The following is a 7,330-nucleotide window of genomic DNA, read 5'->3' as shown; positions in this document are numbered from 1 at the left end:
CCTGAAGATCCTCGAGGTGGGAAACCATGACTGAGTCGCGCCCGCGGCGCTCCGTGCGCCGCACCCTGCCGGAACGCAAGCGTATTGCGCTGATTGCCCACGACGGCAAGAAGGCGGAGCTGCTGGAATGGGCCGAACGCTGGCGCGAGACCCTGGCCGATCATGAGCTGATCGGCACCGGCACCACCGCCCGGCGCATCGCTGACACCCTGGGACTGTCGGTGGCCGGGCTGATGAGCGGCCCACTGGGCGGCGACCAGCAGATCGGCGCCCTGATCACCGAGCAGAAGCTCGACCTGCTGATCTTCTTCTGGGATCCCTTCGCCCCGCAGCCCCACGACCCCGACGTCAAGGCGCTGCTGCGCCTGGCGGCCCTGTGGAATATCCCGGTGGCCTGCAACGCGGCCAGCGCCGACTTCCTGATCAGCTCGCCCTGGCTCACCCAGGCCTACGAGATGACCATCCCCGACGCCGGCGCCTGGATCTCCAGCCGCACCGGCGAGTGACGGCTTGAATCACCACGACGCCTAACGCCACGAAGATGTGAGGCCATCATGTTCCAGCTCACCCGCAGCGTCACCTGGCAGGCCCTGAAGCGCCTGCACGCGCAGACCGCCGACGACCGCATCCGCGACTACTTCTCCGCCGACCCGCAGCGCTTCGAGAAGATGAGCCTGCGCGTCGGCGGCCTGTTCCTGGATTACTCCAAGCACCACATCTCCGAGGCGGTGCTCGACACCCTGCTCGACCTGGCCGACCACTCCGCGCTGGTGCAGCGCCGCGCCCAGATGTTCTCCGGCGACATCATCAACGTCACCGAGGACCGCCCGGTGCTGCACACCGCCCTGCGCAACCAGGGCGAGGGGCCGCTGATGGTCGACGGCCAGGACGTGATGCCGGAGATCCAGCGCACCCGCGAGCAGATCCGGACATTCTCCGAGGCGGTGCGCAGCGGCGAGTGGAAGGGCCACAGCGGCGAGCGCATCACCGACGTGGTCAACATCGGCATCGGCGGCTCGGACCTGGGCCCCAACATGGCCAGCCGGGCGCTGCTCAAGTACCGCCACCCCGAGCTCAACTTCCACTTCGTCTCCAACGTCGACGGCGCCCATATCCAGAAGGTGCTCAAGCGCCTCGACCCGGCCACCACCCTGTTCATCGTCTCCACCAAGACCTTCTCCACCCAGGAGACCCTGCTCAACGCCAACACCGCCAAGCGCTGGTTCCTCGACACCGCCGGGGCGGACGCCGACGTCGGCGCCCACTTCATCGCCGCCTCCACCAACAAGAAGGCGGCTATGGCCTTCGGCATCCGCGAGGAGAACGTCTTCGAGTTCTGGGCCTGGGTCGGCGGGCGCTACTCGATGTGGTCGTCGATCGGCCTGCCCATCGCCCTCTCCATCGGCTTCGACGGCTTCATGGCGATGCTCGAGGGCGCCTACGAGATGGACCAGCACTTCCTCACCGCCCCCCTGCGCGACAACATGCCGGTGCTGATGGCGCTGATCGGCATCTGGTACATCAACTTCCACGGCGCCGAGACCCAGGCCATCGTCCCCTACGACCAGGCCCTGCACCAGCTGCCGGCCTTCCTCCAGCAGCTCGACATGGAGTCCAACGGCAAGTCGGTGGACATCTTCGGTCACCCGGTGGACTACAAGACCGGCCCCATCGTGTGGGGCCAGACCGGCTCCAACGGCCAGCACGCCTTCTTCCAGCTGCTCCACCAGGGCACCCGCTACGTGCCCATCGACTTCATCGCCTCGCTCAAGCCCGAACCCGGCGTCGAGGAGCACCACTTCGCCCTGCTCACCAACATGCTGGCCCAGGCCAACGCCTTCATGGAGGGCAGCCAGAGCGGCAGCCGCCTCGACCCCTACAGCTGCCCCGGCAACCGCCCCTCCAGCGTGCTGCTGCTCGACGAGCTGACGCCGAGGAACCTCGGCGCCCTGATCGCCCTGTACGAGCACAAGGTGTTCGTCCAGGGGGTGATCTGGAACATCAACTCCTTCGACCAGTGGGGGGTGCAGCTGGGCAAGCGCATCGCCGGCGAGATCAGCGAGCGCATCGACGAGCACAGCCAGGACTTCGACACCTCGACCCAGGGGCTGCTGGCCCTGGTCAGGGGACACTTCCAGGGGGCAGGGGCCAGTAGCGGCGCCGCCGCACCCGGTACGGACGCCGGCCGCACCAAGGGCAAGGGAGGCAAGCGCGCCGGGAAAGGCTGAGGCACCGACTGCCGGAAACCGCGGCGTCAGGTTCGTGCCGCGGCCCGGTGACCGGCGCGATGGCCCGACCAGGCGCCCGCCAGCCACAGCGGCACGCTGAGCAGCACATAGGCAAGCGCCAGCCCCGCCCTGCCCTGTTCGAGCAGCTGGAGGGTCTCGAGACCGAACAGCGAGAAGGTGGTGAAACCGCCGCAGAAACCGGCCACCAGGAAGGGCTGCCAGCGCGCCACCCGCCCGGCCGTGCGCCGGGTGGCGTAGGCGACGAAGGCGGCGATCAGCCAGGAGCCCAGGGTATTCACCAGCAGGGTGGCCCAGGGAAAGACGGGGCCGGCGATACCCGCCATCGCCAGCGAGACCTGGTAGCGCAGCGAGCACCCCAGGGCGCTGCCGGCCCCCACCGCGAGATAGGCAGGCCAGACGGTCATGCCGCCCACCAGACCAGCGCCAGCCACCAGCCGAACACCAGTGCCAGCAGGCCCACCACGAGCGTCACCAGCAGATTGGCGAGGGCGGCGTGCGTGCGTCCCTGCTGCCACAGCGTCAGGGTCTGCAGGCTGAGCGACGACACCGTGGTATAGCCCCCCAGCAGCCCGATCGCCAGGAACTGCCAGACCGGCCCGTCGCCGCCAGGGGTCGATGGCCCCAGCACGCCCGCCAGCATGCCCATCAGCAGCGCACCGCTGAGATTGACCGCCAGGGTGCCCCAGGGAAAGGCGGCGCCCAGGTGGCGGGCCACCAGGCGGGAAAGCGCCAGGCGCCCCATGCCGCCCAGGGCGCCACCGCCAGCCACCAGCAACAACCCCGTCAGACCGATACCCATTCGTGCCTCCCTGCCTCGACACCCGCAAAAAAAAATGACCACCCGCCAGGGGGTGGTCCAAGAGTACCGCATGCTTGCCTTGCAGGGAGGGCCGCCAGGGGAAGCGACCACACTTCAACAATGGCACAAAATTCTGATAATGTACAAGTATCGTACATGAAAAGTTCCAGCCACCCCCATATCGCGACAGGCACTTCAGTTGCACCCGGTCGTGGTCGTCGTCCAAAGTCCGTATCATGCCGGTTTGCGACCAGAATCCAATGACAACAAGCCACTGGCAACCCGACCATCACCGGCGCCCCCCGAGGTCACCATCGCTACCACGCCAAGAGACGGAGGTCACAGCGTGAACCCATTGCGAGCCCTTCCCCTGTTCATCGGTTGGCTGCTGATCGCCCTGTTGGCATTCAGCACCGCCGCCCAGGCCCAGCCGACCGAAGGCAGTGGCGACTCGACCGCCCATGCCACCCTGGCCGACCTGCTCGAGGATGAGCAGTCCCGCCAGCAACTGATCGACCAGCTGCGCGGCATGGCCGGCGATGTCACCGACACCGAGGCCGCGGCTGCCGAGGAGACGGTGGCCGAACCCTCACTGCCGCGCCAGCTGGCCGAGGCCACCAGCCGTATCGCCAGCGACATCGGCGGTCAGTTCGGCAACGCCGTGGAGGCGCTGAGCGGCCTGTTCACCGGCAGCCTCGAGGACAGCACCTTCGACACGGCGGCCTTCACCACCGCGGCCATCAACCTGGGCCTGGTGATCCTGGCCACCTTCGCGCTGTTCGTCGGCTTCCGGCGCCTGGCCAAGCCGCTGTTCACCGGCATCAGCCAGTGGTCGCTGAACGGTACCGGCCTGACGCCGGTCCTGCGCCTGGTGCTCTGCGTGGCCCTGGCCGCCCTGGTGGACGTGCTGGTCGTGGCGCTGGCCTATGTGGGCGGCAACCTGATCGCCACCTTCGCCATCGGCGAGACCGGCGAGCTCTCCACGCGGGCCTCGCTGTTCCTCAACGCCTTCCTGGTCATCGAGCTGCTCAAGGCGGCGGTGCGCATGCTGTTCTCGTCGCGCTACGAGGGGCTGCGACTGCTGCCCATCGCCGCCGACGAGGCCTCCTACTGGAACCGCTGGATCGCCCGGCTGATCGGCCTGGTGGGCTACGGCCTGATGGTGGTGGTGCCGCTGATCAACGCCTACGTCGCCCCGGCCCTGGGCCAGGGGATCGGCACCCTGATCATGTTCGGGGCCTTCATCTATGCGGTAGCCGTGGTGATGAGGAACCGCGTCCGCCTGCGGGACGCCATCAACGCCAAGGCGGAGCGGACCACCCTGGCCGCCAGCCGGGTCTCGCTGCAGCTGTTCGCCCGCACCTGGCACCTCTTCGCCCTGGCCTACTTCGTGATGGTACTGGTGCTGACCCTGACCCGGCCGGCCGACGCCCTGCCCTTCGTGCTCTTCGCCACCCTCAAGACCCTGGGCGCCGTGGTGGCGGGCCTGCTGGTCTCGAGCCTGCTGAGCCAGACCATCGGGCGGCGCATCACGCTCTCCGAGGAGCTGCGCCGCAAGCTGCCGCTGCTGGAGCCGCGGCTCAACCGCTATGTGCCCAATGCCCTGCGGGTCATCCGCACCCTGATCCTGATCGTGGTGATCATGCTGGTGCTCAGTGCCTGGGGCGCCTTCGACCTGGCGGGCTGGTACGCCTCAGAGGCCGGTCGCGGGCTGGTCGGCAAGGTGGTGAGCGTGGCGGTGATCCTGGTGATCGCCATCGGCACCTGGCTGGCACTGGCCAGCCTGATCGAGCACAAGCTGAACCCCGAGACCGGCGCCGGCGAACCCGACGCCCGGGCCAGGACCCTGCTGGCGCTGTTTCGCAACGCCCTGGCCATCACCATCATCACCATGACGGCGATGATCGTGCTGGCCGAGATCGGCATCAACATCGGACCGCTGATCGCCGGTGCCGGCGTGCTGGGCCTGGCCATCGGCTTCGGCGCCCAGAAGCTGGTGCAGGACATCATCACCGGCATCTTCATCCAGGTGGAAAACGCCATGAACACCGGTGACGTGGTCACCGTGGGCGGCATCACCGGCACCGCCGAGCGCCTCAGCATCCGCTCCGTGGGTATCCGCGACCTGTCCGGCACCTACCATATCGTACCCTTCTCCAGCGTCGATACCGTCTCCAACTACATGCGCGAGTTCGGCTATCACGTCGGCGAATACGGTATCGCCTACCGCGAGAGCATCGACGATGCCATCGTGCAGCTGCGCAACGCCTTCGACGAGCTGGCGGCCGACGAGGAGCACAAGATGAACATCCTCGCCCCGCTGGAGGTGGCCGGTGTCACCGCGCTGGCCGACAGCTCGGTGAACATCCGCGTGCGCATCAAGACCACCCCGGGCACCCAGTGGGCCACCGGCCGGGCCTTCAACCGCCTGGTCAAGCTGCACTTCGACGCCGCCGGCATCGAGATCCCCTTCCCGCACACCACGCTCTACTTCGGCGTGGGCAAGGAGGGCGAGGCGCCACCGGCCAACCTGCGCCTCATGCAGCAGGGCTTCGACATCGATGGCCGCCCCGGCGGCCAGCCCCGCTCCGGCGAGAGCAGCCGGGAATCGGAGGAGGACCCGCGCTCGAAGCCCAACCCCGAGTTCAAGGGCGACTTCGACGAGGACTGAGTTCGGCTTTCCCCTCCTCATGCAAGGGGGCTGCCATCGGCAGCCCCCTTGTCGTGCCGGCCGGGCGGGTGATCAGTGGGTGGTGACCAGCATCACCACGCTGAGCGCCGCCGAGACCCACATGGCCGGCTTGATCTCGTGGAGGCGGCCGGTGCCGAGCTTGATCACCACGAAGCTGAGGAAACCGAAGGCGATCCCCAGAGTGATGGAGTAGGTCAGCGGCATCAGGATGATCGCCAGGAAGGCCGGGAAGGCCTCGTCGGCCCGGCTCCAGTCGATCTTCGACACCGGTGCCAGCATGAACAGCCCCACCAGCACCAGCGCCGGCGCCGTGGCGATGCCGGGCACCAGCGACAGCAGCGGCGAGAGGAACAGGAAGGGCAGGAACAGCAGCGCGATGGTGACCGCCACCAGGCCGGTGCGTCCGCCCTGGGCAACGCCGGCACCGGACTCGATGAAGGTCTGGGCGGCACTGGTCCCCAGCGGCGCGGCGATCATCGAGGCAAAGGCATCGACGGTCATGGAGCGCTTGAGGTTGCGCGGGTTGCCGTCCTCGTCCTTCAGGTCCGCCGACTCGGAGAGCGCCATGAAGCAGGAGAGCGCATCGAAGAAGTTGGTGAACAGCATGACGAAGATGAACGGCAGGTAGGCCACCTTCAGCGCCCCCCAGATGTCCACCTGCATCACCGCACTGAAGTCGGGCCAGGCGGCGAGGCCGCTCCACTGCACCATCACCTCCTCGCCCCACAGCCGCCCCATGGGCGCGGCCAGCAGCGTGGTCAGGGCGATGCCCAGGATGAGCGCACCGTTGAAGCGCATCACCACCATGATCGCCGTGGCCATCATGCCGATGAAGAAGATCAGCAGGCTGGCGTCGAAGCTGCCCAGCGTCACCAGGGTGGCATCGCTGCCGACGATGAAGCCGGCATTCTTGAAACCGATGAAGGTGATGAAGAGCCCGATACCGCAGGTGATGGCATAGCGCAGCGATGCCGGGATCGCCTCGATGATCGCCTTGCGCACGTTGAACATGGCCAGGGTGGCGAACAGTACGCCGGACCAGAACACGCAGCCCAGGGCCACTTCCCACGAGAGCCCCGCGCCCTGTACCAGGGTGTAGGTGAACAGCGCGTTCATGCCCATGCCCGGCGCCACCAGGATGGGGTTGCGGGCATAGAGCCCCATGGCGAGGCTGCTCAGGAAGCTGATCAGCACCGTCGCCGATAGCGCGGCGGAGAAGGGAATCCCGGCATCGCTGAGGATCGCCGGATTGACCACGATGATATACATCGAAGCAAGAAAAGTGGCGACACCTGCAAGTATTTCGGTACGCAGGCTGGAGCCGCGACGGCGCACGCCGAAGTAGCGCCCGATCCAGTGCTCCTCGCCGGCCTCCGGGCAATTCTCTGATGATAGAGCTGAAGTCTGTTCCATGGTGGGGTCCCGTTGTTGTTGTCCAAGGGCGTGGTCGAAAGCCCCGAGAGCGGCGTCATGGGATGTCGCCCTTCGGGTCACGACCACAGGGTAGGCAATTCCTGACCAATTGGACAACACCACGGATGCGACATTGGTATACAAAAAGAAGAGAAAACCGGATACCAAAGCACCAGA

At 67.1% G+C, this 7,330-nt stretch carries 6 protein-coding genes; 3 read left to right on the top strand and 3 right to left on the bottom strand.

Annotation, left to right across the window (positions count from 1 at the left end; genetic code table 11):
- The first annotated feature begins 26 nt into the window (after positions 1 to 26).
- Together ACOMD9_RS20895 and pgi are read left to right on the top strand one after the other, a co-directional pair.
- Complete coding sequence (locus ACOMD9_RS20895; protein ID WP_421417937.1) at positions 27 to 506, top strand: methylglyoxal synthase; 480 nt, start codon at positions 27 to 29, stop codon at positions 504 to 506.
- A gap of 48 nt (positions 507 to 554) precedes the next feature.
- Positions 555 to 2,228 (top strand): glucose-6-phosphate isomerase, encoded by a 1,674-nt coding sequence (pgi, locus tag ACOMD9_RS20890; protein WP_421417936.1) that lies wholly within the window; start codon positions 555 to 557, stop codon positions 2,226 to 2,228.
- 26 nt (positions 2,229 to 2,254) lie between these two features.
- Here the strand turns inward: pgi and ACOMD9_RS20885 are convergent, their stop codons facing one another.
- Positions 2,255 to 2,653: a fluoride efflux transporter FluC gene (locus ACOMD9_RS20885; protein ID WP_421417935.1), complete on the bottom strand. Its 399-nt coding sequence runs from the start codon at positions 2,651 to 2,653 to the stop codon at positions 2,255 to 2,257.
- Positions 2,650 to 3,048 carry a fluoride efflux transporter FluC gene (locus ACOMD9_RS20880; RefSeq protein ID WP_421417934.1) on the bottom strand — a complete coding sequence of 133 codons (399 nt, stop codon included), beginning with the start codon at positions 3,046 to 3,048 and terminating at the stop codon, positions 2,650 to 2,652. Before ACOMD9_RS20880 ends, ACOMD9_RS20885 begins: the two co-directional genes overlap by 4 nt.
- Before the next feature lie 346 nt (positions 3,049 to 3,394).
- On the opposite strand from ACOMD9_RS20880, the gene ybiO reads away from it, so the two are divergent.
- Positions 3,395 to 5,719 (top strand): mechanosensitive channel protein, encoded by a 2,325-nt coding sequence (gene ybiO / locus ACOMD9_RS20875; RefSeq protein WP_421417933.1) that lies wholly within the window; start codon positions 3,395 to 3,397, stop codon positions 5,717 to 5,719.
- Between the two features lie 72 nt (positions 5,720 to 5,791).
- Here the strand turns inward: ybiO and ACOMD9_RS20870 are convergent, their stop codons facing one another.
- Positions 5,792 to 7,153, bottom strand: coding sequence for an NCS2 family permease (locus ACOMD9_RS20870; RefSeq protein ID WP_421417932.1), 1,362 nt, complete (start codon positions 7,151 to 7,153; stop codon positions 5,792 to 5,794).
- Positions 7,154 to 7,330: the final 177 nt, after the last annotated feature.

The organism is Halomonas terrestris (genome assembly GCF_049166755.1).
GTDB lineage: Bacteria > Pseudomonadota > Gammaproteobacteria > Pseudomonadales > Halomonadaceae > Halomonas.
Note: the sequence above shows the minus strand (reverse complement) of the source record. Positions and strands in the feature narration are given on the sequence as shown.

Bases quoted from the DNA above. Each gene is read 5' to 3' on its own strand.
- ACOMD9_RS20885 (WP_421417935.1), bottom strand. From the start codon at position 2,653: ATGACCGTCTGGCCTGCCTATCTCGCGGTGGGGGCCGGCAGCGCCCTG.
- ACOMD9_RS20870 (WP_421417932.1), bottom strand. From the start codon at position 7,153: ATGGAACAGACTTCAGCTCTATCATCAGAGAATTGCCCGGAGGCCGGC.
- ACOMD9_RS20895 (WP_421417937.1), top strand. From the start codon at position 27: ATGACTGAGTCGCGCCCGCGGCGCTCCGTGCGCCGCACCCTGCCGGAA.
- ACOMD9_RS20880 (WP_421417934.1), bottom strand. From the start codon at position 3,048: ATGGGTATCGGTCTGACGGGGTTGTTGCTGGTGGCTGGCGGTGGCGCC.
- pgi (WP_421417936.1), top strand. From the start codon at position 555: ATGTTCCAGCTCACCCGCAGCGTCACCTGGCAGGCCCTGAAGCGCCTG.